Raw genomic sequence first — 23702 nt, forward strand, 5'->3', positions numbered from 1 at the left:
GATCCCGTAGGGCGTCGAGTTCGGCCTGCGCCACGTTGATATGGAAGGGGACGACGGATGTGTTCTCTGTCATGAGCGCGACCGTAGGATCAATCGCGGTCAGGTGGCGTCCGCCGGGAAAGTGGCCGTGCCACGCATCGCCAAGGCGTTGATGAGGTTGGCGGCGGACCGGTGGCCGAGAGGCGCCGGATGGTCTGCGCCGTCTCCGAAGATGATCGAGAAGTCACCTGTGGTGATCTTGGTAGTGGATCATGGAAACGGCGGGAGAGCGTGAGGAAGTCGCTCTCGGGAGCCCGTCCGGTTTGACGGATCCCTCCTGAGGGGGATGCGGGAGTTCGCTCGCCTCGGCGATGTCCGTGCGGCCGCGGAAAACCAGGATTGGGGAGGTCATCCCAGCTAAGGAGTCAACGAGATGAACCTCCGTATCGCCTTTGTCGCCGCACCCGTCCTCACCTTCGCCTACGGCGTGATCCGCATCCTGGACGGCCTGGACGGCAGCCGCGGTCCCGGGCTCGCCTGGACGGCCGGGCACCTGGCCTTCATCGGCGCCCTGGCGTTCTTCGCCATGACATTTCATGAGCTGCGGAGGCTGGCCGGTCACGGACGCCTGGCCACCGGGCTGGCCTCCGCCGGATATATCGGCATCACCGCGCTGATGGCCCAGTTCGCCATCGACATCGTTGTGGGGTTCCGCTCAGCCGACCACGCCGCGATGGGTGTGCTGTTCGATCAGGTCCAGGCGGTTCCCGGGGTGCAGCAGGTGATCTACGACTTCGGGCCTCTGCTGTTCTTCGTCGCCCAGATCGGCCTGGTCCTTCAGCTCGCGATCCAGCGCCGTGTCAAGGCGTGGACGCCCGTCCTGGTGGTCGCCGACGTCCTGGTGCCGTTCGTGGAGAAGGATCTCATACCGCTGGGCGCCGCTTTCCTGCTGATCTCCTTCCTGGCGCTGGCCCGTGTGTCCCGCGCGTCCCGCCTGACCGACGGCCGGCACCGCATGGTCGAGCCCGCCGTACCGGCTTCTGTGTGATGAGTGAAGAATGCCGAGTCGTGCCCCTTCTCGATCGGCTGCGTGCCATCCCGGCACGCAGACTGGACCTGGCGCTCGCCGCGCTCGTCCTGGCGGCCCAGCTCTGGCCACTCCTGTCCAGCCCGGAATCGTGGAGTTGGTGGGGGTACGCGGTCGTGCTCGCGGCGGCCGTACCCCTGGTGTGGCGGCGGCGCGCGCCGGTGGTCGTGGTCATGGTCACCCTTGGCGCCGTCGCCCTCTACGACCTGTCCGACCGGGTCGCCGCACAGCCCATTTGGTATGGCGCGCTGGTGGCGATGTACTCCACGGCCGCCTATGCCTCCCGGTGGCCGCGCGTCCTCGCGCTGGTCGTGGCCACCGCCGGCGGGCTCGCGTTCACCGGATCGTCCGACACGGCGGTGCGCGGCGTCGTACTGTTCGTCGCCGCCTACGCCGTCGGCCGGGCCGCGGCCGTCTCCCGGAGCCACGCCGCCGCGCTGGAGGAGCGGGCCGCCCAGCTCCAGCGCGAACGCCAGGTCGAGGCCGAGCGGGCCGCGGAACGCGAGCGGGCGCGCATCGCCAGGGACATGCACGACATCCTGGCCCACGCGGTCAGCCTCATGGTCGTCCAGGCCGAGGCAGGGCCGGTCGTGGTGCGCAGCGATCCCGACCGGGCCGAGGCCGCGTTCGACGCGATCGCCACCTCGGGGCGCGACGCGATGGTGCAGCTCCGCCGACTGCTCGGCGTGCTCAAGGAGGGCGAGGGCCCGCGCGCGCCGCAGCCCACACTCGCCGAGCTGCCCGACCTGGCCGACCAGGTTGCGGGTCCCGGGCTGGCCGTGAACTACACCGTCACCGGCACTCCCGTCCCGCTCCCCGGCGACGTCGACGTCGCGGCCTACCGGGTGACCCAGGAGGCGCTCACCAACATCGTCAAGCACTCCGGTGCCACCCGCGCCGACATCCGATTCGACTGGCAGGACGACGAACTCATGATCCGCATCACCGACGACGGCGGGGGGACCCCGCGCCCGCTTCCCCACAGCGGTAACGGCCTGATCGGCATCCGCGAGCGCGCCGCCGCCTGTCACGGCACCGCCTCCGCAGGACCGCGCCTTGACGGACCGGGCTTCGAGGTCATCGTCCGGCTGCCCCTCAGGGGGGCGGCATGAGGAGTCTGCGCGTCGTCATCGCCGACGACCAGGAGCTCGTCCGGGCCGGGTTCGGCATGATCCTCGAAGCCCAGCCCGACATCGAGGTCGTCGCCGAGGCCGGGGACGGGATCGAGGCGGTCGAGGCGGCCCGCGCGCACGAGCTGGATGTGCTGCTGCTCGACATCCGGATGCCCCGGATGGACGGCATCGAGGCGGCCGGGATCGTCTCGGCCGAGACGGCGTGCCGGGTGCTCATGCTGACCACGTTCGACCTCGACGACTACGTGTTCGAGGCGTTGCGGGCGGGCGCGAGCGGGTTCCTGCTCAAGGATGTACGGCGGGACGACCTCGTGCACGCCGTACGCGTGGTGGCGGCCGGCGAGTCGCTGCTGGCCCCCTCGGTCACCCGCAAGCTGATCGCCGAGTTCACCTCCCGCTTTCCGGCCGCGAAGCTGGCCAGAGAGCTCGACGTGCTGACCGTCAGGGAGCAGGAGACCCTGCGGATGATCGCCCTGGGGCAGTCCAACGCGGAGATCGCCGCCACGATGGTCCTCAGTGAGCACACCGTGAAGACCCACGTCAGCAACATCCTCACCAAGCTCGGCTTGCGGGATCGGGTGCAGGCCGTGATCGCAGCCTACGAGGGCCGCCTGGTCGTGCCAGGTCGCGCTCATGATTGACGGTCGGCTCGGCGGGGATGGTCGCAGCACGTACGCCGGCCGCCGCCGGTCCCGTCAGCCGCGTGCCCGGCGCGCATAGCTTCGATCATGCCGATACGGCGAGTGGCGGAGGGCGCTGGTGGTGGTGGACCGCTGTGAGCGCGTGTGGGAGCGGCCGGTGGGCGTGCGAAACCCAGCGTTTGGGCCACGCGGCCGTGCGCGAGCCGGTTCATCGGGTCGCCGATATCGATGTGGTGGCCCTTGCCCCTGCCGTTGACGCCTTCGGTGTTGGCTCGGATGCTCTTGTAGGCGTTCTGCCAGGTGGGGGTGAGGTAGCGCCGGCCCTGACGAAGCCTGTCTTTGATGCCGAGGTCGTCAGGGCGCAGCGTCATGGTCGACTTCTGGCAGATGCGTGGCGGCTCGGCCAGGGGAAGGGTGCGCTTCAAGATCCTTGCTTGCCGGCACTGTGGGAAGCTCAGGCGAAGCCTTCAAGGGCCACCGGGCAGGTATGCCCGAGCAACTGCTCTACTGCTGGATGTTCGCCTGACCGACACTACATTCGTAGATCGCGTGTGGCGGTTCGTCTTGACGGCGGTAGTGACTGATCAAGGCGCGGGTTCGGTGGCTCTGCCGGAATCCGGACCGGTCCAGGACATGCTCGGCGAGACTGGCGGCGGGCACGATGAGGCGGGCGAAGACGCGACGGATCTCAGCTAAGGATGGCCGGACCCCCGCACCCACTGACTCATCCGGGTAGCAGACCGATCGCCGCCTTGGCCTGGCGTACCTTCGCGCCGGCCGGCCCGCGGGTACGGTCGGCACCGGTCCGCAGAACCGCCTGGACGTGCCGCGGGTCCTCGGCCAGTCGCAGGTAGCGGTCCCGGAGGGGGGCGAGGGTGGCCACCACCGCGTCGGCGACCGCTTCCTTCAGCTCGCCGTACCGGTCGAACCGCCCGGCCAGCCGCTGAGGCTCGTCGCCGGTGCAGGCGGCCAGGATGGCGAGCAGGTTGAATACTCCCGGTTTGCGTTCGGGGTCGTAGCTCACCACGGTGTCAGTGTCGGTGACCGCGCGCATCACCTTGCGCCGCAGGACGTTCGGCTCGTCGAGATCGGTTGCGCGGATGAACGGTGCCGCCCGTCAGGGGCGCCACCAGCCAAGGAACAAGAAGATGATCCGCATACCGAGGCCATACCATCCGGCGGGCGAAGATCGCAGTCAAGCCGGTGATGATCCTTGTGCGGGCCCGCCACGCGGGCCGAGTCCGGGAAACGATCATGGCCAATGCGGGAAGTGATCTTCTGATGTGTTCGTTCCGACGGGTCGCACGCTCTTGTGAACATCTCACCAGGGGCCGTTCTTGAGTTGGCTCGGAAACGGTTGACGAGATCCCGTCCGGTCGCTTGATCGGGCGGGATCTCGTCGTTTCCGACGCCCAGCATTCACGTGTTGCGCGCGTTGATACCAAGGTCCCGCGCGACATGCGAGACGGGTTTGCCGGTCTCCTTGACGATGCGCACTGCGCCTGCCCGGGACTCCGGATCAAACCTGCGCCTGGTCACTCCCATGCCCTGACCTCACCTCAGGTTCGGTCTCCACGGTACGAGGGGAAGCGCGGAGCACGTCTCGATCGCGATCGTGAACGAGGTCGTTATGGCAGGACGAAGGATCAGGACGACGGGAGAGTGTGCAAGATCGTGCACACCGGCTGCGCCGGACGGTCAGGTGGCCTGGACGACCGGCACGCCGAGCGCCCGTACCGTGGCGTTGCCCGCCTCGGCGTCGGTGACGACGCCGGCCACTTCTGTCAGCGGCAGGACGGCGAACCGGGACGCCGCGCCGATCTTCTCCGAGCTGGCCAGCACATAGGTGTCCGCGGCCTGCCGCGCCAGGGCGCGCTTCATCGCGGCCTCGTCGGCGTCGTCCGTGGTCAATCCGATCTCGGGATGCACGCCGGTCACACCGAGCAGGAAGAGATCGGCGTTGACCCCGCGGGCCGCCTCCACCGCCGCCGCGCCGCAGGACACCATCGAGTGCTTGAACAGCCGCCCGCCGATCAGGTACACCTCCACGTCCTGGTGGTCGGCCAGGGCGCCGGCCACGGTCGGGCTGTGGGTGACGATGGTGGCGCGCAGGTCGAGCGGGAGAGCGCGGACGACCTCGAGGGTCGTGGTGCCGCCGTCGAGGATCGCGGTGCTGCCGGGCCCGATCAGCGTGGCCGCGGCGGCGGCCACCCGCCGCTTGCCGGAGACCTCGATGCCCTGGCGGGTGGCGTAGTCGGCGATCGCGGGGGAGGCGGGCAGCGCACCGCCGTACACCCGCAGACACAGGCCGGCCGCGGCCAGGTCGCGCAGGTCGCGGCGGATGCTGTCCTCGGACAGGCCGAGTTCGGCGGCGAGGTCCTTGGCGATGATCCGGCCGTCCTTCTGCAGGCGTTCCAGGAGCAGGTCCCTACGTTGCGCGGCCAGCATGCACGTTTCTCCTTGTTTATTCCGACTTTTTCGTATTATAGTCCTGCCACGTGATGATTCTTATCGCGGGCCCTTACCGGTCCGGCACGGGCGACGACCCCGAACTGATGGCACGCAACCTGGCCCGGCTGGAGGAGGCGGCGTGGCCCGTCTTCCGCAGTGGACACGTCCCGATGATCGGGGAATGGGTGGCCCTGCCCGTGCTGCGCGGCGCGGGCGGCACCGGCCCCGCCGACCCCGTGGCCGAACAGATCATGTATCCCACCGCAGAGCGGCTGCTGCGCCACTGCGACGCGGTCTTGCGGCTCCCGGGCGAGTCCACCGGCGCCGACCAGGACGTCCGCATCGCGACCGAGCGCGGCCTGCCGGTCTACCACCGGATCGAGGACATCCCCGGCTACCACGAGCGAGAAACAGCAGAAAAGGCATCATGAACCATGGTGAACACTCCCATCCTCCTGCCGCCGGCCGAACTGTGCACCGCACGGCTGCTGCTGCGCCCCTGGTGCCCTTCGGACCTGGAGCCCTTCGCCGCACTCAACGCCGACCCGTCGGTCATGGAACACTTCCCGTCCACGCTCAGCCGCGCCGAGAGCGACGCGTTCGCCGCCGTCGGCAACGATGCGATCGCCCGCCAGGGCTGGGGACGGTGGGCGTTGGAGCTCCAAGAAACCGGCGAGTTCATCGGCTTCACCGGCCTGCACCGGCCCACGTTCGAGGCGCCGTTCATGCCGGCCGTCGAGATCGCCTGACGGCTGAGCCGCCGAGCCTGAGGTCACGGGTACGCCACCGAAGCCGCCACCGCCGCGCTCGATTTCGCCTTTGACCGCCTCGGCCTGGACGAGGTGGTCTCCTTCACCGCGACGGTCAACACACGCTCCAGCGCGGTCATGGAACGCCTCGGCATGACCCATGACCCTGCCGGTGACTTCGACCATCCGGTCCTGCCGCCCGGTCACTTCACCAGTTCGGTGCGCAGCTCGTGGCTGTCGTCGGGCAGCCGGGCCTCGTAGAAGATCCGGTGAGTGCCGTTGGGAAGGGGCAGTACGTCGAGGTAGCGGACGTCCGCGACGGGAGGGCCGTCGACCGGCGTCAGCGGCGCACCTCCGACGCCGCTGGACGGCGTCACCAGCCCAGTGCGTTCACGCCAGTTCTCCGCCGCCGAGGCGCGCCCGTCGTAGCAGGCGCGGCCGTCGGGCAGAACACTGGTCAGACGCGCGCCGCGGGCGTCCCACGAGCCGGGACGGCCGGTGAGGACGACGCCGTGCCATCGCCAGCTCAGCCCGTCCTGGCTGGTGGCGTATGCGGTGCTCATGCGGTCTTCCGCGCCCGGCACATCGAGCGGGTGGCAGCAGATCCAGGCCCGCCACTCCGTGCCGTCGTAGCGGATCACCGGGTCCTTGACTCCGGTGCGGGCGTCGCCGGGGAAAACCGTCCGCACGTCCGCCTCGGCCAGTCCCTCCGGGGACGCGGCCTCGATCGCCCCGATCCACCAGTGCTTGGTTCCGGGCGTGGCGCAGCTGACATACAGCCGCCAGCCGCCGGACGGGGTGCGGACCAGGGCGGGGCGCTCCACCATCGCCGCGCCGAAGCGGTGGCGCGGCAGGACGGCGACGGTGGTGAAGCGCTCGCCGTCCGCGGAGCGGGCCACGACGTTGTAGTCCTCGCCACCCTCCCGCACGCGGTAGGCCAGGACGAACGTGCCGTCGGCGTCCAGCACGGCGCTCGGTGCGCCGGCCCAGCGCTGAGGCCCGGCACCGGGCGCGTGGACGGCGACCGTGAAGCGCTCCTGCCACGGCAGGGGGAAGGGGCGCGCGAGCGAGGGACGGCGGTGTGTGCTCGATGTCATGCCCCGAGTCTGTGAGAGCGGACGATTCAGGAGGAGTGGCAGCACTGCCCGGTTACCGGAAATTCCTGCCATTCTCATGGTCGTGCCCCGAAGCCCCAATCCCGGGACTACTCACGACCGACCTCGCCCAGCCGCTCGGGGAGCGGCATGCCCGTAGCCGGTGCGTCCGTGTCGGCGGTCGGTTACGTGCTGTGGCGGAAGGCGCGGCGGTAGGCGGCGGGGGCGATGCCGCGGCGGGCGGCGAAGTGGTGGCGTAGGGTGTCGGCGCCGCCGAACCCGGCCCGCGTCGCGACGGCATCCACGCTCAGATCGGTGGTCTCCAGCAGTTCCTCGGCGAGTTGGAGCCTGCGTTCGAGCAGCCAGCGGTGCGGGGTGGTGCCGGTCAGCGTCTTGAACCGCCTGGCGAACGTGCGCGGCGACATGGCCGCGCGCGCGGCCAGCGCCTCCACGGTGAGCGGCTGATGGAGGTGCTCCATGATCCAGTCGAGCAGCTCCGACAGCTCGTACGGGGTGCGTGGCGGCGGCATGGGCGCCTCCACGTACTGGGCCTGCCCGCCGGCCCGGTGGGCCGGGACGACCAGGCGCCTGGCCAGGGCGTTGGCCGTGGCGGCGCCGTACTGCAGCCGGATGAGGTGCAGGCAGGCGTCGATCCCGGCGGCGGCCCCGGCGCTGCTGAGCACCGGGCCGTCCTCGACGTACAGGACGTCGGGCTCGACGCTGACCCGCGGGTGGCGGCGGGCGAGCAACTCGGCGAACTGCCAGTGGGTGGTGGCACGCCGGTCGTCGAGCAGCCCGGCGGCTGCCGGCAGGAAGGCGCCCGTGCAGACGGTCAGCACCTTGGCGCCTCGCGCGACGGCTTCCCGTAGGGTCGCCAGCAGGAGAGCGGGAACGGGCGCGTCGAGCTGAGGCCAGGCGGGCACGGTGATGAGGTCGGCGTCGATCAGGCGCTCCAGCCCGTGCTCGACCTGGATGGTGTACCCCGAGGTCGTCGGGATCGTGCCAGGCCGCGGCGTGCAGAGCGTGAAGTCGTGAAGCGGCAGCCCGTCGTCGGAGCGATCCAGGCCGAACACCTGGCAGACGATCCCGAGCTCGAACGCGGCGGCCAGGTCGCCGACGACGGCCACGACCTTGGGGATCATGACTTCATTATGGCGGCTTTTTCCCGCTTGTTGTCATTGCTGCCATTGACGTGCAGGTCGTCGGTGGCCGGGGCCGCGCGGGGTAGCGTCCGCGACTTCCGGGAAACGATCACCTTCATTTCGGGAAGCGATCTTGTAGGCCCCTGTTCTTCCCCGGGTTGCCCGTACTCGTGAACACCCCACAAGATCAGAGGCCACCTCCGAGAGATCGGGAGTGGCCTTCTGCGTTGCCGGGTGACTAACTGAGTGACTATGTTTCTGATCATCGCTTGGGGCTCATCTCCAGGCGCAGTGGATTCGTTCGCGTGATCTAGCACGCTGCGACCACTCACACTTTTCTCGACCATCTGTGGCCGGATGGCTCCGCCCGGCCGCCCTCGAGGTGTGATGCCGCGAGAAAGGACGATGAGTGGTGCCTGATCTGGGTCGGCCGGACACGGGTGATCCCGAAGCATCCGGCCACGATACGACCGGGCGGCATGCGAGTGGTCCCTCCGGCCCCGGACAGCCTGTCCCGTCCACTTGGCCCGCATCCGTCGGCCTCGCGTCGCCGTACCCCACGGATGCGGAGGACACGATTCCTGCCAGGGACAGGACTTTGGAGATGCCGGCAGTGGCGGTGCGGCGAGTGCTTTCCCGCCGACGTCTCGGGTGGATCGCCGTGCTGACAGCTTGCGTGGCGCTCACCGTCCACTTCTGGCCTTCCGTAGATCTGCTGGGGCATCACGATGACGTCGTCTCGGCGGTGGCGGTCGGGCAGGTGGACGGTCGACCGGTCGCGGTCACCGGCGGTGGCGGCGGTGAGAATGGTGACGGCACTGTGCGGGTGTGGGACCTGACCACGCGCCAACCCATCGGCGAACCGATGACCGGACACCCCGAGGGTGTTCGGGCGGTGGCGGTCGGAGAGGTGAACGGTCGACCGGTCGCCGTCACCGGCGGCTATGACGGCATGGTGCGGGTGTGGGACCTGGCCACGCGCAAACTCATCGGCGAACCGATGGTGGCCAACCGCACCGGCTCCGTCTCGGCGGTGGCGGTCGAGCAGGTGAACGGTCGACCGGTCGCCGTCACCGGCGGCGACTGGGGTGATGCCACTCATAAGGTCCCTGTGCGGGTGTGGGACCTGGTCACGCGCCGGCCCATCGGCGAACCGATGACTGGACACACCAACTTCGTCGTTGCGGTGGCGGTCGGAGAGGTGAGCGGCCGGCCGGTCGCCGTCACCGGCGATGTTGACGGCACGGTGCGGGTGTGGGACCTGGTCACGCGCCGGCCCACCGGCGAACCGATGACCAGCCACACCCGTGTCTGGGGGGTGGCGGTCGGGCGGGTGGACGGTCGACCGGTCGCCGTCACCGGCGGCGAGGACGAGAACATACGGGTGTGGGATTTGACCACGTACAAACTCATCGGCGAACCGGTGCCGACCGGCCACACCTACGGGTTCTCGGCGGTGGCGGTCGAGCAGGTGAACGGCCGACCGGTCGCCGTCACCGGCGGTGGCGGCGGTCCCGACGTTGACGGCACGGTGCGGGTGTGGGACCTGGTCACGCGCCAACCCATTGGCGAACCGATGGAATATACCAACAGTGTCTTTGCGGTGGCGATCGGGCGGGTGAACGGCCGACCGGTCGTCGTCACCGGAGACGGCGACGGCGCCGTGTGGATGCGGGACCTGAGTGCCTACACGAGATGAACCACGCCTATCGAGGTCGGTGCCCAAAGAGGGTATTGCGCGCCTCATTACCGACCTGAAGATTTGTCCTAGCTTGCCGCTATCTTTCCCGCCATGACGATCATATTCACGGCCCAAGCCGCCGGAGCCGATGAAGACCTAGAGGGTGAATTCCTGTCCGCCGGGGTCAGCGAGACCCAGGATGGTGATGGCATGATGCTGATCTTTCAGTGTTGCACCTATGAACCTGACGACCAAGACATCGCCTTGGGTATGGACACCCACTGCGTCATCACCGCGAATCAAGGAACCGCCTATGGCGCCGTCCGTGAAATCAGGCTCAGCGACAACGTGCTGCGCGTCGTTTTCGACCCTGACGACCTGGAGGCGCTTGGTCTGGCCGAACCCGAAGTCGAGGTGGCTCTCGATGTCGACCAAGAATCTGTCGAGCAACTACGGCAGGGACTGCGGCGCATCCTCTCCTACGGCCGCGCTGACGCGCGGCCACACGTTCTGAACCTTTAAGCGGCGGCCTCGGTGGCCTCATCCGGCCCGTCGAGCAGGACGCGCAGCTCAGGGACCAGCGTGAGGCGTTCGGCGGCGTCGCCGACCTCGGCGAGCGCGTACAGCGCCAGGCCGAGTGCACCGCCACGCAGGTCCGGGAGCATGGACATGAGCATCGGCCACGCTCCGGGCACCCGCAGCGCGTAGCGCGCGACCTCGGGGGCGAGGTCGCGCATCGCGCCGTTGTGCGGGGTGTCGATGACCAGGCCGAGCACGGGTTGCGGGTAGGTGTCCAGGGTGCTGCGGGTTCGGGTGGCGGTGGCGAGGGTGGCGCTGTAGCCGAAGGTGGGTGGGGCGGCGCCGGCGCTGTAATGCCAGCCTGCGGTGATCTCGGTCGAGGCCAGGCCTTTGTTGACACGGGGTGGTTTGGCCCAGGTAGGGATGACGGTGGCGTCGATGCCGACGTCGCCTTGGTAGTGCTTGAAGTAGCGGCGACCTTTGTCCCGGGCGAAGGGGGTGAGGATCAGGTGTTTGCAGCAGGTCGCGCCGGCGCCGGTGCTCAGGATCATCGTCCTCCCAAGCAGTGGCGTGCTGGGGCAAGCGAGTGCGCCGATCAGTGCGGGCAGGGTCCAGCACGCTGGTGATCCGGTCGAAGGCTCGGTAGAAGCGTCGGGAACCGGCCAGCTGTTCGTATGGGTCGTCAGGGTTGATCGCTTCCAGCCCCAAACGGGCTTGAGCCGCAGGAGTGAGGCTGAACCAGCCGCCAGGCATCACAGAGGGTGGCCTTGCCGGTGTACTGGATGGACAGCAGCAGTCCGAGCAGCACGGTGCGGATCGGCAGCCCTCGCGGGCCAGGTCGTCCAGCCGGTTCGGCCTCGATCAGGGCGGTGACGCCGCTGTGGTCCAGCAGGTGGCTCATTTGGCCGACAGCGGCGTCCGGCACCTGCAGCGGTGTGTCGGTGAGCGGGCGTGGACGGCACTCGACCACCCGCGCGGTGCGTCGTCGAAAGGACCGAGCGGTCATTACGGGCAGCAGCGCAGCAGCGCGGTAGCGGTCTCCTCATCCAGGGGAAGCCCAGCCGACCTTGGTGGCGGCGAGCGCCGCCACCAGATCGGCGGCCAGGTCGGTGATCAGCTCGTCCAGCCTTACGCGCAGGTAGAAATGCCCCCCGGGATAGCTCCGGCGGACCAGGCCGACGGTAGTCTGAGCCTCCCACAGCTGGAGCTCGGCGGCGTCGTACACCTGATCCTGCTCTCCCCCGAACACCGAGATCGGGCAGTCCAGCGGTGGTTCCTCGGTGTAGAGGTAGCTCCCGTACAGGGCGGCGTCCGCCTCGACGACGGGAAGCAGCCTCGCGGTCAGCTGAGGGTCACGCAGGACCTCGGCCGCCACACCGTCGAGACCGGCGAGCGCCTCCAGTGGTCGTTCCGGCAGGTGGTCGCGGAGTCGCCTGGCCCATCTGGGGTCTTGCGGCGCGCCCATGGCGGACACCGCCAGCAGCACGGGCGCCGGATGGCCGAAGCGGCGCAATGCCCGCGCCGTCTCGAAGGCGAGCAGGCCACCGCTGCTGTGGCCGAAGAAGGCGAACTGCCGCCGGTCTCGATCTGCCGCCAGGGCCTCGGCCAGCGTCGCCGCCAGCACGCGCAGATCCGTCACCGGAGGTTCGGCGCCCCGCTCCTCCCTGCCGGGAAGCTGTACGGCGGTCAGCTCGGCGAAGGAGGGCAGCACCTGCCCCCACGGGCGATAGGCCGAGGCGGTTCCGGCGAGATGCGGGAAGCAGTAGAGGCGCACCCGGGCCTCCGGCCTTGGCAGGTACCGCGGGAACCACTCACCGGCCTGCTGCCGCGACGGAAGGGACGGTGAATCCGGCGACTGTTCAAGGAGAGGGGAGTCGGGCGCATCCCTGTGTTCCGGAGTCGGAGAGTCCTGCGACGTGTCGTCGGCCGGTGACTCCATGCGTTCCAAGAGGTGTCCGGCGAGGGCGGCTGTGGTGGGGAAAGCCCACACGGTGGTGGCGGAGATCTTCATCGCGAGGTCGAACTCCAGTTGGTTGCGCAACTGCAACGCGATGAGCGAGTCGAAGCCCAGAGAGGCGAGCGACCGGTGCGGTTCGGCGGCAACGGCCATGCCGAGGGCCACCCGAATCAGCTCGCCCAGGTACGCCGACATCGCGTCGTGGCGCTCGCCGGTCTCCATCACCATCAGACGTGCCCGTACCGTGCCGCTGCCCGCGGTGTCGTGGCGGTGTACCGGAGTCGCCGCGAAGAAGCGGGAATCCACCGCGGAGGGCAGGGTGGCAGCCAGGTCCTCCGGGTTGAAGCGGAACACCCCGGCCCGTGCCCGGTCGTGGTCCAGCAGTGTCTCCAGCGCGGTGACGCCTTCCTGGACGCTGATGGCCGCGTAGTCGCGGCTGGACAGGCGCGCGGCCATCCCCAGGCCTCTCCATTGACCCCAGGCGACGCTCAACGCCTTCAGCCCGCGTGCCCGCCGCCAGTCCGCGAACGAGTCCAGCCAGGCGTTGGTCGCCGCGTAGGCGCCTATCCCCAGGCCACCCACCAGCGCCGAGAGGGAGGAGAACAAGACAAACCAGTCCAGCTCGTGACCGTCTGTGGCCTCGTGCAGTCGCCATGCGCCGAGCGCCTTGGGCCGCCAGGTCTGGTACACCATGTCCGTGTCGAGTTCGGCGATCAGGCCGGCGCTGACCACGCCCGCGGCGTGGACAACTCCGCGCAGCGGCGATCCGCCCACAGCGGCGATCGCCACCAGCCGCTCGGCGACGCCCGGCTCGGCGATGTCGCCGAGAACGACCTCCACCGAGGTCCCCGCGGCGCGCAACCGGGTGATGACCTTCTCGGCGTGCTCGGACGGAGCCGTCCGGCCGTTGAGGACGATTCGGCCCGCGCCCCGCTCGGTCAGCCAGCCCGCCATCTCCAGGCCGAGAGCCCCCAGGCCACCGGTGATCACGTAGCTCCCGTCGGGCCGTACGTGTCTTGTGGCGGAACGCGCCTCGTTCTCCGGGGACAGGCCGACCAGGAGGGCCACCCGGCGCTCCCCGTCGCGCCAGGCGATCTCGCCCTCGACGGACTCGGCGAGCACTTCACCCACGATCTGCTCGGCGAGCGTTCCGTGGGCGAGAAGGGCCGGGTCGAGATCGACGATGGTCGGCCGCAGCTCGGGATATTCGTACATGGCCGTTCGGACGAGTCCGCGCAGCGCGCCTTGGTCCAGGGCGACCTCGTCGCCGTGGAAGATCGCCTGGGCGCCTCGGGTCACCATCCACAGCCGAGGGGCCTGATCGGAGGCCGACCGGCCGACGCCGTCGGCTCCGGCCTGGATGAGCCGGAGGACACGCGACAGGCGACCGGCGGAGCGATCCACCAGGTCGCCGCGCGCGGTTTCGGACCCATGGAAGGCGGTACCGACAAGCACGACAACGCCGCGACACGACGAGTCGATCGCGCCGAGCGCCGCCGACACGGCCGCGGGCAACTCGCCGCCTCCCGCACCGGGGCTGTACGCCGGGCCGGAGCCGGTGTCCAGATCGAACACGGAGCAGCTGGCGCCGGCCGCCCGCAGTGTCCTGCCCACCTGCTCGGCCAGGTCGCCGTCCTCACCCAGCACGATCCACCGGCCCGAGACTCCGGAGGACGGAACGTCGGCGAGCGGGACCGACTCCCAGACGGTCTCGTACAGCAGCGGGGCGATCTCATCCGCCGTGATCGCCGGCGGGCGACCCACCCGCGCGACGGCCTGGTCGTCCGGGTGCGGAAGCGGCAGGTCGATCCAGTGCCGCCTGCGGTCCCACGTGGTGGTCGGCAGGTCCACCAGGCCGCCCGCCCCGTACCGGCGCGTCCAGTCGATCGAGACGCCCGCGCAGTACAGGGCGGCGAGCTGGAGGGTCACGGCCTCCGGCTCGTCCTGCCCGCGCCGCAGGGTGGGCAGGACGACGTGGTCGCCGCTGCGGCCGTCCAGCGTCTCGGTGATCGCGTGGACGAGGACGGGATGCGGCGACACCTCCACGAACACGGTGTGGCCGTCGTCCGCCGCGGCGGCGACGGCGCCGGAGAACAGGACGGGCCGCCGCAGGTTGGCCACCCAGTGGGCGGCGTCCGGGGCGGACCCGCCGCGCGGATCGTCCGTCACCGTCGAGTACCAGCGAATCCGCGCTGGGCGCGGCGCGAGATCGGCCAGGCGGTCGGCGAGGTCGTCCAGGATCGGATCGACCTCGGGACTGTGTGACGCCACGTCCACCTCGATCAACCGGGCGGGCAGGTCGTGTTCCCGCCAGGACGTGACGAGTTGTTCGACCTCGGCGGCGGCGCCCGACACCACGGTGCTGCGCGGCGAGGCCAGCACCGCCACGCTGACTGTGCCGGGCAGGTCGGCCATCAGCTGCTCGGCCGGCCGCTCCACCAGTGCCATCGCCCCCGCACCGGCGATCCCCGCCATCAGCTGCGAGCGGCGGCAGACGACCCGGACGCCGTCCGCGAGCGAAAGCGCGCCGGAGACGACGGCGGCCGTCACCTCGCCCAGCGAGTGACCGATCACCGCCACCGGCTCGACGCCATGCGACCGCCAGGTCGCGGCGAGCGCGTACTGGACGGCGAACAGCGCGGGCTGGAGCCGGTCGAGGGCGGTGATCGGCCGCCCCTCGCGCAGCAGCATGATCACCGAGAAACCGGCCTCGGCGGCGATCAGCGGCTCCAGCTCGCCGATCGCCGCGGCGAACGCGGGCTCGGTGGCCAGCAGGCCGCGTCCCATACCGGCCCATTGGGAGCCCTGCCCGGGGAACACCCACACCGCGCCGCGAGCCGAGCCACCGCCGGCCGATCCCCTCGCGGTCCGGTGGTCCGGCTCGCCTGCCGCGGCCTTGTCGAGCCGCGCGACGAGCTCCTCGCGTGTGGCGGCCACGGTGCAGAGCCTGACCTGCCGGTGCGAACGCCGCAGGGCCAGCGTGTGGGCGACGTCGGTGAGCCTCACATCGCCGGTTCGCAGCGCCTCCGCCAGCTTTCTCGCCGCGGCGGCCAGCGCGGCCGGTGACCCGGCCGACAGCGGGAAGGGCCTGCCGCTCTCCGCGACGACCGCCGGCACGCGATCCCGGTCTCCCCCCGCGGCCTTTCCCCGAGCCTGCTCGGGCACCGCGTCTGTGGCGTGCTCGGGAAGTGCTTTCCATCCTCTTTCGGGCACCGCGTACATGGAGACTTCGGGCATCTTTTCCCGGACCTGTCCGGGCGCCGGACTCCCGCCGTGCCCGTGCGTCACTTCCGGGGCCTGTTCGAGCACCGCGTGCGCGTTGGTGCCGCTCATCCCGAAGGAGGACAGCGAGGCCAGTCTGGTCGCGGTTTTCGCCGGCCAAGGGGATAGGCCGGTGGGTACGAAGAACCGGCTGTCCTCACCGGGAATCGTCGGATTCCACTGATCGAAGTGCAGGTTCGGCGGCACCAGGCCGTGCCACAGGCACAGCACCGCCTTGACGAACCCGGTGACGCCTGCGGCCGACTCGGTGTGGCCGAGGTTGGACTTGACGGCCCCGAGCGCGCAGCGGTGCGGGCCGCCGCCGTACACGTCGGCCAGGGCGGCGAACTCGATCGGGTCTCCCAGCGGGGTGCCGGTGCCGTGCGTCTCGATCAGCCCGACCTCGGCGGGATCGACTCCCGCGATGTCAAGCGCCGCCCGCAGCACCGCCCGCTGGGCGGCGGGAGACGGCGCGGTCATCCCCTGCGACCTGCCGTCCTGATTGACGGCCGAGCCGCGTACGACGGCCAGCACCCGATCGCCGTCGCGCAGCGCGTCGGTCAGGCGCTTCAGGACCACGACCCCGGCGCCCTCGCCCCGGACGAACCCGTCCGCCCGCGTGTCGAAGGGATGGCAGCGCCCGCGAGGCGAGAACATGCCCCACTGGGATCCGACGATCATGTCTTCTGGTCGGATCAGGAGGTTGACGCCACCGGCCAGCGCCAGATCGGACTCGCGCAGCCGCAGGCTCTGGCAGGCGAGGTGGATGGCCACCAGTGAGGACGAGCAGGCCGTGTCGACCGCGATGCTAGGCCCGACAAGCCCCAGGAGGTAGGAGATCCGGCCGACGGCGGTGCTGTGGACGTTGCCGGTGCCGGTGTACGCGTTCATCTCCGTGTAGCGGCCGGTCATCCGCAGCGCGTAGTCGAAGTGCGACAGGCCGGCGAACACCCCGGTCCTGCTGTTGGTGAGACCGTCCGGCGGGATGCCCGCGTGCTCCAGGGACTCCCATGCCACCTCAAGCAGCAGCCGGTGCTGCGGATCCATGGCGGCCGCCTCGCGCGCGGTGATGCCGAAGAACGCCGCGTCGAACCCCGCGATGTCGTCCAGGTAACCCGCCCACCGGGAGGTGGTGCGGCCCGGGACGTCCGGATCCTCGTCGTAGAAGGCGTCCACGTCCCAGCGCTCGTGCGGCCCCTCGCGCACCGCGTCCCGGCCCTCGACGAGCAACCGCCACAGCGCCTCCGGCGAGTCCGCGCCGCCGGGCAGGCGGCAGCTCAGGCCGATGACCGCGATCGGCTCGGAGGCGACCGTGTCGGCGGCGGACTTCAGCCGGTCGGCGAGTCGTTCCCGCCGGTCGTCGGGCAGCTGAGCGATCCGGCGGCTCAGATCAGACATCGTCGACCCGCTCGAACGCCCGCCCGGTCTGCTCGTGCTCCCACACGGTCTCCTCGGTCTCCCGAAGGAGGAGGTCGAAGGCCGTGGCGGACGGGCCCGACCGGACGCCGTCCGGAGCCGCGGAGTGTTCGGCGAGGTGCTCCGCGATCGCCCTGATCGTCGGGTACTCCCAGAGCAGGGTCGCCTGAACCGGCACGTCGTAGCGCTTTTCCAGGTCGCCGCTCATCGCCACCGCGTCCGCCGACGACAGGCCGAGGTCGGCGAGGGGGGAGCGCGAGTCGATGTCCTGGGCCCGCGCGCCGACGCGGTCGGCGACGCGCCGGATCAACCACTCTTCGATCTCCCCGGCGTCCCGGTTGGTGATGCTTCCGGACAAGTTCAACTCCTGCCTGCGAAGGTGACCACTTTGTACTCGCCGTCCAAGTAACGCCGCCGCGCGTCGGCGCGTCGGGGCTTGCCGCTGGAGGTCATCGGAATCTGGCCCCTGCAGACCATCAGCAGGTCGTGCGCTTCGATACCGTGCCGGTCGGCGACGACCCTGCGTATCGCGCGCAGCAGTCCGTCCCCATCGGACCCGTCGCCGTTCAGCGCGCGCGGGTCCATCTCGGCGATGACGATCAACCGCTCGGTGTCCCCGGTGTCCACGCCGAACGCCACCACGTGCCCGGCGCGCACGCACGCGTGCGCCGTCTCCACCGTGGCCTCGATGTCGGCCGGATGGTGGTTACGGCCGTTGACGACGATCAGGTCCTTGTGGCGGCCCGCGAGGTAGAGGTGGCCGTCGTGCAGGAACCCCAGGTCGCCGGTGCGCAGCCAGTGCTCGCCCGCGACGTTGTCCAGGAGCCGGGCCTGGAAGACCTCGCGGGTCCGCTCCGCCAAGCCGTGGTAACCGGCGGTCACGTTGGGTCCGCGCACCCAGACCTCGCCGATCCGGCCTGGCGGAAGCTCCGCACGGCTGTCGGGGTCGACGATCGTGATCCGCTGGCCTGCCGGGACACCGCATGCCACCAGGCGCCGTACGTGTGGCGGGGCCTGCTCGTCACCGGCGCGTCCGTCGGCCGATACGGCGCTCTCTCCGATCGGCGCGACCCGCCCCTCGGTGGCGGCGGTGCGGTCGATGTCCAGTAGCCGGGGGCCGGTGCCCACCGGTGTCGCGGTGACCAGGATGGTCGCCTCCGCCAGCCCGTAGCTGGCGGTGTGTGCGGCGGCGGTGAAGCCGTATGGCGCGAAAGCGTGGCTGAAGCGGCGCAGGGAGGCGGCCCGCACGGGTTCGGCTCCATTGAGCAGCACCGCCAGGCAGCTCAGATCCACCCCCTCCAGTTCGTCGGGGGTGGCACGGTCCACACAGAGGTCCAGGGCGAAGTTAGGCGCGGCGGCGAAGGTCCCGCGATACCGGCTGATCAGCCGCAGCCATCGGGCAGGCCGCTGTACGAACGCGAACGGCGTCATCGTCATCGTGTGCAGGCCGAGGGTGAGCGGTACGGTGACGCCGCTGGCCAGGCCCATGTCGTGGAAGAAGGGCAGCCAGTTCACACCCAGATGCGAGGTCAGCCCGTACGCCCGCTCGCACTGCGCCACGGTGTGCGCGAGGTTTCCATGGGTCACCATGACACCGCGAGGGTTCGACGTGGACCCCGACGTGTACTGCAGGTAGGCCACGGTGTCGTCGTCCACCTCGGGCGGTTCCCAGCGTGCGGCCGACGCCGGGTCGATCTCGTCAACGGCGAGGAACCGGTCCGGTGCCGCCGCGGGCTCCCAGGCCAGGAGACGCGTGATCGTCGGCAGCGTCGAGGAGGTCGTCAGCACGAGGGCCGGAGCGGCGTCGGTGAGCAGCGCTTCGAGCCGGGAGTTCCCGCGAAACGACTCCGGCGGGTACAGCGGCACCGCCCGAACCCCGGCGTACAGGCACCCAAGGAAAGCAGCGACGTAGTCCAGGCCCTGTGGGCACAGGATGGCGGCGCGGTCCCCGGGCACGCACCTCCGCAGCAGCTCCGCCGCGACCGCGCGGGCCCTCAGGTCGAGTTCCGCGTACATCCAGGTGGTCGTGATCCCGTCCCGGACGTGGTTGAAGTCGGTGAAACTCAGCGCCGGTCGGTCCGGATGCGCGGCGGCGTGGTCGCGTACGGCCGCGACCAGTGAGACGGGCCGCGTGTCCGCTCGCCGGTTCACCGGGCGTCCGGTGAGTTCGTCGAACGCCGGCGGGCGTCGAGGTTCGCGAGCACCCTGCGGCAGGCCGTCTCGGCCGTTCTGAAATGCGGCGAGGTAGGGATGGCCCGCGCCGTGGCGGACTCCGATGATGTGGCGTTCGGCCTCGGCGTGGCGTCCGAGGCGCCGGCACAGCGGGCTCGCGGGTGGCAGGGGGCCGACGAGGTCGTCTCCGCTGCCCGGCTCCTGGCTGGGCATCGACGAGGTCGTCTCCACTGCCGGGCGCCGTCGGTGCGCGGGGCGTTTGCGAGCGCGTCGTCGGTGGCTGGGGCATCAGTGATATCGCGGATCGCAGCCTTGACGGCGCTGTACGCGTTCGCGTAGCGGCCCGCTCGTTTGTGCTCATGGGAAAGGTGGAGGTTCGTCATCGTGATCCTGGATCGTGTTTCTTCAGTTGTCATGCGTGCCGTGTCCTTGTGCCGCGCCGGCCGTCTCGGCGGGAGCCGCTTCTACGACGGGGACGTTGTTCGACGAGGGAGAGGAAACCGCTCCAACCGGACCGCCTGGACGGCACCAAGACGAGCAGCTTCGCCGGCGCCACGAAGAGCGCCGTGCCCGCCAATCCGGGACCGATGACATGACCGCTGGTCCACGCGAAGGTGTGTGCCCTGTTGTACCGCCCCCTGTTCGTGTCGGTGGCGAGCCGGACCTGCCCGCGACGGCGGCGATCGATATCTGCCGGTTCGTTGGGGAATCGCGGGCGAACCGGGCGATCGGCATAGCGAAGATCAGGAATGTCGCCGCGCCCAGCAGGCCCGCGCTTCCGGCGGCGACGATGACCAAGCCCGCCTCGGTGGCCTGCTTTCGCATCCAAACGATGCGAAAGCAGGCCATCGAGCGGGTTTCCGACGAATCCTGCATCGTGATCATCGAGAAGATCGGCCTTGCTGCGGCGAGGCCGACAGCTCGCGTGCGGCGTAGGTGAACAAGAAAGAAGGGGGGAGTCATCCTCGCGCCGAGCGCGGACACAATGTCGTTGTTGAGAATGAGCCACGTCTGTCGTGGAAGATGCGATAGCAGTCCACGCAGGCATCCTTTTATCCCCTGCTTGCCGTCTGCGATAGTCCATAGATTCACAAGGACCGTTCAGCGCCGTTGATGACGTCCCTGAATCCCCTTCTCGCCGGAGAGCGTCGGGCGGGCGTCGGTGGACGGGCTGTCCTGGCAAAACCTAGTTGTGGCTGGTCGAAAGACCGGGCGCAATGACGGTTTCGTTGTGGTTCGTGGAAAAATCACGGGGCATTGGGCTTCTCTTTGGGGATGGGTTCTGCCTTAGTGCGCGGATCCAGCAGCTGGTTACCGTCATTCTGACCGACACTCCTTGAGAAATGCTTGGCGCTCTGGGCAGTGCTGCCTTGGCTGCCGCTCCCGAAGGCGGCGGACCGGATAGCCGAGGGCGTCGGTGATGACGGGGCAGGCATCTCCAGGAGTTGCTGACGGACGGCGGCGGCCGCTGGAATATCGATCTTGTTGGGAAGGGCAGAGAGATGGTCGGGGCGGCAGGGTCGGCCCGCTCGGCGGCCGGGGAACACCGGCGAGAGGCCCGGTTGGTGGCGGTGTTCATGTTGTCGCGAGCCGCGATGTAGTCCAGCGGCAGAGATGCGACCGGCTCGGGGACGGGTGAGGGCGGATCTCCGAGCCGCAGGAACATGGCCTCTCCGTCGCGGAGCAGGTCGTCGACTGAGGGGCCGAGATCATTCCGGACAGCGGAATCTGCGGCCGCGGGCTATGCCACCGACTGAAGTGCTGTGCCTGGGTTCAAGCCGTCGTCGAGGACCATGCGCACAGCCTTGTCCTTGGACTCCTGGCTGAACCTACGCCTGGAACCTTTCGGCAGGCTTCTATCTCCTTCGGACTGTTACCGCCCTGGCGAGTGGTCTGTCGGGAATCTCTGGAGCACCTCGCTCCTCGACCGGGACGGGGATGTACTTGATCACGGTTTGGTGTCGTGCGATCGGCCGATCTCGACGTGGGAGCACTCGTAGGATGTTATTAGAACCTATGTTCCCATCTGTCTAGGGGGTCCTCGTGCGTCACCCACTGGTTCACCGATTAGCCGCTTACTGCGGCGCAGTCGGCCTGCTCACCGGCCTGCTCACTGTTGCGGCCCCCGCCGCCTCGGCGGCCGACACCACGACCGACCTCGCCCTGACCTCCGACGGCACCACCCTGTTCTCCGCGGCCGACACCCCCGGACACTTCACCAGGTACGACACCGGGACCCTGGCGGCGACCGGCACCTAGGGCGACGGCTGGGACGGGTATCCGTCGGCCCGCATGACAAGCAGGAATGATTCTGTCGGGCTGAACGAGCAGCGCTTGTCGGTGACTTCTGACAGCGGCCGGAGATCAACACCGAGTGGGACATCGGCGAGAAACAACGGCACTCACCTCCTCATCAGCGGTACCGGGTGGGAAGTCCAATCGGTCGATCGAGTCTCGATGGCCAGGACGCCGAGGGCTTCCTCCAGGCTTCCGGTGTTGAGTGACCTTTCACCTCAGGCCCGGAGGAACTCGGCGATCGGCTCGGCCTGACCGAAGATGGCGTGACCGGCCTCGGGGAGCAGGTTCACGGTCGAGTGCGGGATGTACTCACGGACGCGCCGCGCGGTCTGCTGGGAGTCGAACATGGCGTCATGGCCACCGACGATGACGAGTACGGGCATGGTGAGACCGCCCAGCGCGTCGTCGGGGAATACCGGGAGCCTCTCCCTGCGCGGGTTGAAGTGCGTGAATGTCAGGACGACGGCGTCGAGCGCCTGCCGGTCCTTCTCCCCGTCCAGCCCTGCGACGGCCATCGCCGACTCGCGCAGTCCGCCGCGTCGGAACGGGCGGGTCAGCAGGGCCTTGAAGATCCAGCCGACCTTCTGCCGTCCCACGCCGCCGGGGCACATCAGGGCCAGGCGGGTCACTCGTTCTGGACGGCGGATGGCGTAGTCCAGGGCCGTCCAGCCGCCGAGGGACGCGCCGACGAACGCGGCGTCGGTGATCCCGAGCCCCTCCAGTACGTCGTCCAGCCAGAGGGACACGGCGTCGGAGTCCAGGGCGGGGCGGGAGGGCGCGCTCAGGCCCGGCTCGCCGACGAGGTCGACGGCGTAGGTGCGGAAGTGCTGCGACCAGGTGGCGAGGTCTTCTCGCCACATCGACGCGTTCGCGCCCGAGCCGTGCAGCAGCACCACGGGCGGCGCGTCCTGTGGGCCGGAGACGAGGACGAAGGTCTCGCCCTCGCGAGTCGGCACCCGTACGTGCTCGGCGGGCACCGGCCAGGCCTCCAGCACCTGCCGGTAGTGGTCGCGGAGCTCGCGTTCACCGGCCTCGGACTTGTAGATCACGGTCATGACGGATTGCACCCCCAGTCGCGCGTCGAGCGCGTTGAAATGTGGGACGAGCCACAGTGAAGGCCCTGTCACCGTGTCAAGGTCAAGCGGGATCACGTCGCGAGATGGCCTGCCCCGTGTCCGGTGGTGTCAGGGCGCCGGTGGAGGTTCGAGTTCGCGTCGCCGGACAGGGCGAAGCCGAGCTGGGGGTGCCAGGTGATCGGGCACCTCAACACCTGGCACGACGGCTCGCTGCCCGGCACCTGCACCTAGTCGACGGAGTGGAAGCGGATGTCGTGGCCGTCGGCGTCTGCGGCCGCGAAGCGCAGCAGGCGGACGCCCTCCTCGGTCACGGCGGCCACGTCCTGTCCGGCCAGGGGTTCGAAGAGCTTGACGACCAGCGTCGCCGTATCCTTCCTGTCACGTTTGATGGCCCAGAGTCCGCACACGAAGCCGTCCACGGTCATCGCCGCCTCGACGATGGTGTGCTTGCGCTGCTCGTCGGTCATCATGCGGGTCCGGTCGGCGTGGGCGAGCACGGCGTTGTCGAGCGCGGCCAGGAAGCGGACCGGCGCGGGAACGTCCGGGTCGGGCCGTGGCGCGTCGGGAAGGTCGAACAGCTCCCCTCCCATCTCGTTCCGGAAGACGCGCAACCGCGGCCGGAGCGATTCGACGACCTCGCGTAGCCGGGTCATCCCGCTCCATGCCTGGATGTCCTTGACGGAGGCCGGGCCGAATGCCGTGAGATAGCGCAGGACAAGCTCCCGCGCCGACGGTTCGTCGGCCGGTGGCCGGTCGAGCCACCGGTCGGCGAGCGTGAAGGGGGTCGTGCCGCGCCGTCCCCAGGTGCCGTCGGGCGGCGGGTGCACTATCGGCAGCAGGCCCTGTGCCGACCGGGCCAGCGCGATCGGGTCGCGTCCGGGCCACCGTTCGGCCAGCGCCCTGCCGAGCTCGGGCCTGCTCACCGTGCCCTGGCCGAGGACGTGCCCTGGCCGAGGATCGCGCGCACCGCGGCGGCCAGCTCGGCGAGGTCCAGTCCGGCGGTGGACCCGCCGAAGGCGCCCCTCTGCCGGCGGTCCAGCATCGGC

21 protein-coding genes and 1 pseudogene are annotated in these 23702 nt (G+C 69.8%); 9 read left to right on the top strand and 13 right to left on the bottom strand.

The genetic code is table 11. The annotated features are described in order from the left end of the window. The first annotated feature begins 412 nt into the window (after positions 1-412). Genes AB0J58_RS39830 through AB0J58_RS39840 form a run of 3 tightly spaced genes read left to right on the top strand, consistent with a single transcriptional unit; the run spans position 413 to position 2840 of the window. Positions 413-1027, top strand: coding sequence for a hypothetical protein (locus AB0J58_RS39830; protein WP_364225767.1), 615 nt, complete (start codon positions 413-415; stop codon positions 1025-1027). A 20-nt stretch (positions 1028-1047) separates the two neighbouring features. Beyond that, complete coding sequence (locus AB0J58_RS39835) at positions 1048-2178, top strand: histidine kinase (RefSeq protein WP_364225770.1); 1131 nt, start codon at positions 1048-1050, stop codon at positions 2176-2178. After that, positions 2175-2840: a response regulator transcription factor gene (locus AB0J58_RS39840; protein WP_364225773.1), complete on the top strand. Its 666-nt coding sequence runs from the start codon at positions 2175-2177 to the stop codon at positions 2838-2840. Before AB0J58_RS39835 ends, AB0J58_RS39840 begins: the two co-directional genes overlap by 4 nt. Here the strand turns inward: AB0J58_RS39840 and AB0J58_RS39845 are convergent. The 4 genes from AB0J58_RS39845 to AB0J58_RS39860 form a co-directional block, all read right to left on the bottom strand. Then, positions 2831-3265 (bottom strand): hypothetical protein, encoded by a 435-nt coding sequence (locus AB0J58_RS39845; protein WP_364225775.1) that lies wholly within the window; start codon positions 3263-3265, stop codon positions 2831-2833. The two genes, AB0J58_RS39840 and AB0J58_RS39845, sit on opposite strands and share 10 nt — an antisense overlap. Before the next feature lie 299 nt (positions 3266-3564). Further along, positions 3565-3894: a hypothetical protein gene (locus AB0J58_RS39850; protein WP_364225778.1), complete on the bottom strand. Its 330-nt coding sequence runs from the start codon at positions 3892-3894 to the stop codon at positions 3565-3567. A gap of 365 nt (positions 3895-4259) precedes the next feature. Beyond that, positions 4260-4385, bottom strand: coding sequence for a transposase (locus tag AB0J58_RS39855; protein WP_364225781.1), 126 nt, complete (start codon positions 4383-4385; stop codon positions 4260-4262). Positions 4386-4538: 153 nt separating this feature from the next. Next, positions 4539-5288: a DeoR/GlpR family DNA-binding transcription regulator gene (locus AB0J58_RS39860; RefSeq protein ID WP_364225784.1), complete on the bottom strand. Its 750-nt coding sequence runs from the start codon at positions 5286-5288 to the stop codon at positions 4539-4541. A 50-nt stretch (positions 5289-5338) separates the two neighbouring features. On the opposite strand from AB0J58_RS39860, the gene AB0J58_RS39865 reads away from it, so the two are divergent. Together AB0J58_RS39865 and AB0J58_RS39870 are read left to right on the top strand one after the other, a co-directional pair. Next, positions 5339-5722, top strand: coding sequence for a hypothetical protein (locus AB0J58_RS39865; RefSeq protein WP_364225787.1), 384 nt, complete (start codon positions 5339-5341; stop codon positions 5720-5722). Positions 5723-5725: 3 nt separating this feature from the next. After that, a pseudogene (locus AB0J58_RS39870) lies at positions 5726-6301 on the top strand (GNAT family N-acetyltransferase). Here the strand turns inward: AB0J58_RS39870 and AB0J58_RS39875 are convergent. Together AB0J58_RS39875 and AB0J58_RS39880 are read right to left on the bottom strand one after the other, a co-directional pair. After that, positions 6244-7137 (bottom strand): hypothetical protein, encoded by an 894-nt coding sequence (locus tag AB0J58_RS39875; protein WP_364225789.1) that lies wholly within the window; start codon positions 7135-7137, stop codon positions 6244-6246. The pseudogene AB0J58_RS39870 and the gene AB0J58_RS39875 overlap by 58 nt on opposite strands. Positions 7138-7319: 182 nt before the next feature. After that, a complete protein-coding gene (locus tag AB0J58_RS39880) occupies positions 7320-8276 on the bottom strand; it encodes a helix-turn-helix domain-containing protein (protein WP_364225792.1) in 957 nt (318 codons plus the stop codon). 604 nt (positions 8277-8880) lie between these two features. Here AB0J58_RS39880 and AB0J58_RS39885 point away from each other — a divergent pair. Both AB0J58_RS39885 and AB0J58_RS39890 read left to right on the top strand, forming a co-directional pair. Next, positions 8881-9975 (top strand): hypothetical protein, encoded by a 1095-nt coding sequence (locus tag AB0J58_RS39885; protein WP_364225794.1) that lies wholly within the window; start codon positions 8881-8883, stop codon positions 9973-9975. 93 nt (positions 9976-10068) lie between these two features. After that, positions 10069-10479, top strand: a complete 411-nt coding sequence (locus AB0J58_RS39890; RefSeq protein WP_364225797.1) for an Imm10 family immunity protein — start codon at positions 10069-10071, stop codon at positions 10477-10479. Here AB0J58_RS39890 and AB0J58_RS39895 read toward each other — a convergent pair. The 5 genes from AB0J58_RS39895 to AB0J58_RS39915 all read right to left on the bottom strand — a co-directional run bounded on the left by AB0J58_RS39895 (position 10476) and on the right by AB0J58_RS39915 (position 19495). Then, positions 10476-11027, bottom strand: coding sequence for a hypothetical protein (locus AB0J58_RS39895; RefSeq protein WP_364225799.1), 552 nt, complete (start codon positions 11025-11027; stop codon positions 10476-10478). The genes AB0J58_RS39890 and AB0J58_RS39895 overlap by 4 nt on opposite strands. 131 nt (positions 11028-11158) lie before the next feature. Next, a complete protein-coding gene (locus AB0J58_RS39900) occupies positions 11159-11377 on the bottom strand; it encodes a hypothetical protein (protein WP_364225801.1) in 219 nt (72 codons plus the stop codon). A gap of 141 nt (positions 11378-11518) precedes the next feature. Beyond that, complete coding sequence (locus tag AB0J58_RS39905; RefSeq protein WP_364225804.1) at positions 11519-17092, bottom strand: SDR family NAD(P)-dependent oxidoreductase; 5574 nt, start codon at positions 17090-17092, stop codon at positions 11519-11521. Further along, positions 17085-17468 carry an acyl carrier protein gene (locus AB0J58_RS39910; RefSeq protein WP_364225807.1) on the bottom strand — a complete coding sequence of 128 codons (384 nt, stop codon included), beginning with the start codon at positions 17466-17468 and terminating at the stop codon, positions 17085-17087. The genes AB0J58_RS39905 and AB0J58_RS39910 overlap by 8 nt, the downstream gene beginning before the upstream one ends. A 2-nt stretch (positions 17469-17470) precedes the next feature. Beyond that, positions 17471-19495: a fatty acyl-AMP ligase gene (locus tag AB0J58_RS39915; protein WP_364225810.1), complete on the bottom strand. Its 2025-nt coding sequence runs from the start codon at positions 19493-19495 to the stop codon at positions 17471-17473. Positions 19496-19760: 265 nt separating this feature from the next. Between AB0J58_RS39915 and AB0J58_RS39920 the strand changes: the two genes are divergently transcribed. Both AB0J58_RS39920 and AB0J58_RS39925 read left to right on the top strand, forming a co-directional pair. After that, positions 19761-20222 (top strand): hypothetical protein, encoded by a 462-nt coding sequence (locus AB0J58_RS39920; protein ID WP_364225813.1) that lies wholly within the window; start codon positions 19761-19763, stop codon positions 20220-20222. A gap of 1103 nt (positions 20223-21325) precedes the next feature. After that, a complete protein-coding gene (locus tag AB0J58_RS39925) occupies positions 21326-21541 on the top strand; it encodes a hypothetical protein (RefSeq protein ID WP_364225815.1) in 216 nt (71 codons plus the stop codon). 254 nt (positions 21542-21795) lie between these two features. Here the strand turns inward: AB0J58_RS39925 and AB0J58_RS39930 are convergent, their stop codons facing one another. Together AB0J58_RS39930 and AB0J58_RS39935 are read right to left on the bottom strand one after the other, a co-directional pair. Then, positions 21796-22635 (bottom strand): alpha/beta fold hydrolase, encoded by an 840-nt coding sequence (locus tag AB0J58_RS39930; RefSeq protein WP_364225818.1) that lies wholly within the window; start codon positions 22633-22635, stop codon positions 21796-21798. Positions 22636-22883: 248 nt separating this feature from the next. After that, positions 22884-23579: a winged helix DNA-binding domain-containing protein gene (locus AB0J58_RS39935; protein ID WP_364225821.1), complete on the bottom strand. Its 696-nt coding sequence runs from the start codon at positions 23577-23579 to the stop codon at positions 22884-22886. Between the last annotated feature and the right edge of the window lie 123 nt (positions 23580-23702).

This window comes from Streptosporangium sp. NPDC049644 (genome assembly GCF_040675205.1).
GTDB lineage: Bacteria > Actinomycetota > Actinomycetes > Streptosporangiales > Streptosporangiaceae > Streptosporangium > Streptosporangium fukuiense.

Coding starts and splice junctions, on each gene's coding strand:
- AB0J58_RS39930 (WP_364225818.1), bottom strand. CDS start 22,635: ATGACCGTGATCTACAAGTCCGAGGCCGGTGAACGCGAGCTCCGCGAC.
- AB0J58_RS39850 (WP_364225778.1), bottom strand. CDS start 3,894: ATGCGCGCGGTCACCGACACTGACACCGTGGTGAGCTACGACCCCGAA.
- AB0J58_RS39875 (WP_364225789.1), bottom strand. CDS start 7,137: ATGACATCGAGCACACACCGCCGTCCCTCGCTCGCGCGCCCCTTCCCC.
- AB0J58_RS39895 (WP_364225799.1), bottom strand. CDS start 11,027: ATGATCCTGAGCACCGGCGCCGGCGCGACCTGCTGCAAACACCTGATC.
- AB0J58_RS39830 (WP_364225767.1), top strand. CDS start 413: ATGAACCTCCGTATCGCCTTTGTCGCCGCACCCGTCCTCACCTTCGCC.
- AB0J58_RS39855 (WP_364225781.1), bottom strand. CDS start 4,385: ATGGGAGTGACCAGGCGCAGGTTTGATCCGGAGTCCCGGGCAGGCGCA.
- AB0J58_RS39885 (WP_364225794.1), top strand. CDS start 8,881: ATGCCGGCAGTGGCGGTGCGGCGAGTGCTTTCCCGCCGACGTCTCGGG.
- AB0J58_RS39840 (WP_364225773.1), top strand. CDS start 2,175: ATGAGGAGTCTGCGCGTCGTCATCGCCGACGACCAGGAGCTCGTCCGG.
- AB0J58_RS39900 (WP_364225801.1), bottom strand. CDS start 11,377: ATGAGCCACCTGCTGGACCACAGCGGCGTCACCGCCCTGATCGAGGCC.
- AB0J58_RS39860 (WP_364225784.1), bottom strand. CDS start 5,288: ATGCTGGCCGCGCAACGTAGGGACCTGCTCCTGGAACGCCTGCAGAAG.
- AB0J58_RS39880 (WP_364225792.1), bottom strand. CDS start 8,276: ATGATCCCCAAGGTCGTGGCCGTCGTCGGCGACCTGGCCGCCGCGTTC.
- AB0J58_RS39915 (WP_364225810.1), bottom strand. CDS start 19,495: ATGCCCAGCCAGGAGCCGGGCAGCGGAGACGACCTCGTCGGCCCCCTG.
- AB0J58_RS39905 (WP_364225804.1), bottom strand. CDS start 17,092: ATGTCTGATCTGAGCCGCCGGATCGCTCAGCTGCCCGACGACCGGCGG.
- AB0J58_RS39890 (WP_364225797.1), top strand. CDS start 10,069: ATGACGATCATATTCACGGCCCAAGCCGCCGGAGCCGATGAAGACCTA.